The following is a 1922-nucleotide window of genomic DNA, read 5'->3' as shown; positions in this document are numbered from 1 at the left end:
CGCTGCTCCAGCCCCACGGTGTCGTCAGGCGGTGACCAGGGCAGCATGGCCGCCACACTGTCCCCATTCGGTAACTCGTAAGCCTGACGCTCGAACCATTCTTCACGACCAATCGGCGCTGCGTTGATCTTGGCTCCATCGACACGCGAGAAGAAGCGCCTATGGTCAGCGGGGATGCTGAAACTGTCAGCTTCCTGCTCGGTCATGACAGAGACCGTCACCACGACACGGGCAGCGCCAATGACCGACGACGCGCCACGGGCAATATCGGGATTCCCGGCAATGCCGGTCGAGCCCTTGCGAGTATGATGCAGCAGGACCACGGCCATGTCGTACCGGACGGCAAGGCTGCGGAAGTGAGCCATGACGGTACGGACGGCGGTGTTGTCATTCTCCTCAGCCTCGTGAAGCTCCACCAGCGGGTCGAGAATGAGGACGTCCGGCCTCTGCTCCTCGATCAGCGCCTCAAGCTGCTCCATTGCGGGCGTTGCTGTCATACCTGCTTCTCCGCAGGTCCGGAGTAGGGTTCCGATGCCTTCAGTGCTGATGCGGTAGAGTTTGCCGGTCAGGTCAGATGGATGCCTTCCCACTGGTCGCAGGGCCGCCGAGAAACGTCGCTTCTGCTCGTCGTTGTCGTCCTCGGTGTTGTAGGTGACGACCTTGCAGCGTTGCACCGGCTTGAGATGGCCGTATCGTTCTCCCAGGACGAGTGACGTAGCCCAGCCGACCATGAGCATGGACTTGCCCGCAGCAGGCTCACCGACCACGACTGTGACAGCCCCACGCAACAGCAGACCGGGCGCAACCCATGGCCGTGGAGCGATATCGTTCTCGTCCCATTCGCCCGCGTCTATCAGAAGCGGTCTTGCTGCCTGTTCAGCTTTGCGAAAACCGCTTTCAATGGCCGCGCCAAACTCCACGGCCTCACTCATCCGCCCATCCCTGCCCGCAGGGCGGACCTGATGGTCGCTTCAATCTCAGACTTGGTGAGCCCAGCCTGTAAGGCGGCAGCGGCCATAGCTTCCGCGATCTGTCCGGCAGTCAGATGTCCGGACGCGATATATTTGGTCAAAGAAAGCGTTTGGTCATTGAGCGTCTGGTTGCGCGAACCTTCCTGCGTGGACGCCACCAACGTAACAGCATTCCGAACCGCTCCTGCATAGTACCGGCCGGCATCACGAAGCCCGTTCTCGATCTTGTGCAGATCCGCGACAGGCGACGACGGTAGCGCCATCTCCGCCAGCCACGCGGGCCAGTCAGTCGCACGGGACCGGTCCATGATCTCCAGCCCGGTCGCAGACCACCAGATGATGTATCCACCATCACCACGCACATCGACGCCGCGTGCGATCTTGCCAGCACTGTTGCGGATGCCTTCACGATGACGAAACAGGAGATGCAGACCGCCGGAGCGTGTCTGATGCACACGGGTCCGGGGCAGACGGGCGCAATGCTCGTCGTGCCAGTCGTCACCGCCTTTCCCCCAGTCCAGATCCAGCACGTCGAAGTCAGAGGCAGCGCCGGTCACGACACCGATCAGCGGGCCGGGATAGGTGCGCCAGAGCATGGCGACAGCGGACGGATCATTGCTGGCGACATCACCCCACTTGCACGTCGGGCGCTTGTCCTCGCAGCAGGGGAACACCACCAGACCACCGCGAGCCAGCTTCACTGCTTTTTCACCGATATCTTCGAAGTAATCACGCGGCTTCAGAGAGGCGCTCATACGTCATCCTCCCTGCCGAGGGCATGACGTCCCATCATGGTAATGTGCTGAAGCTGCTCTTCAGGTGTTTTGCCTTGCAGGAGCACATCACATGCACCCTGAAGCGCCATGCAGTAGGCGTCCTCAAAGTCGTCGCGTACGAAGCCGAATTGCCTGAACGCTCCAATAGCGCCCTGCGCGACAAAGTGCGGAGCGA

Annotated in this window: 3 protein-coding genes; all 3 read right to left on the bottom strand. The window is 61.4% G+C overall.

Annotation, left to right across the window (positions count from 1 at the left end):
- On the bottom strand, positions 1–932 hold a 932-nt coding region (locus GVI59_RS18500; RefSeq protein WP_173575507.1), incomplete at its 3' end, for an AAA family ATPase.
- Positions 929–1726 carry a bifunctional DNA primase/polymerase gene (locus GVI59_RS18495; RefSeq protein ID WP_173575506.1) on the bottom strand — a complete coding sequence of 266 codons (798 nt, stop codon included), beginning with the start codon at positions 1724–1726 and terminating at the stop codon, positions 929–931. The genes GVI59_RS18495 and GVI59_RS18500, both read right to left, overlap by 4 nt.
- On the bottom strand, positions 1723–1922 hold a 200-nt coding region (locus tag GVI59_RS18490), incomplete at its 5' end, for a hypothetical protein (RefSeq protein ID WP_173575505.1). The genes GVI59_RS18495 and GVI59_RS18490, both read right to left, overlap by 4 nt.

This window comes from Acetobacter sicerae (assembly GCF_011516765.1).
Lineage (GTDB): Bacteria > Pseudomonadota > Alphaproteobacteria > Acetobacterales > Acetobacteraceae > Acetobacter > Acetobacter sicerae.
This window is presented reverse-complemented; position numbering and strand designations above follow the sequence as displayed.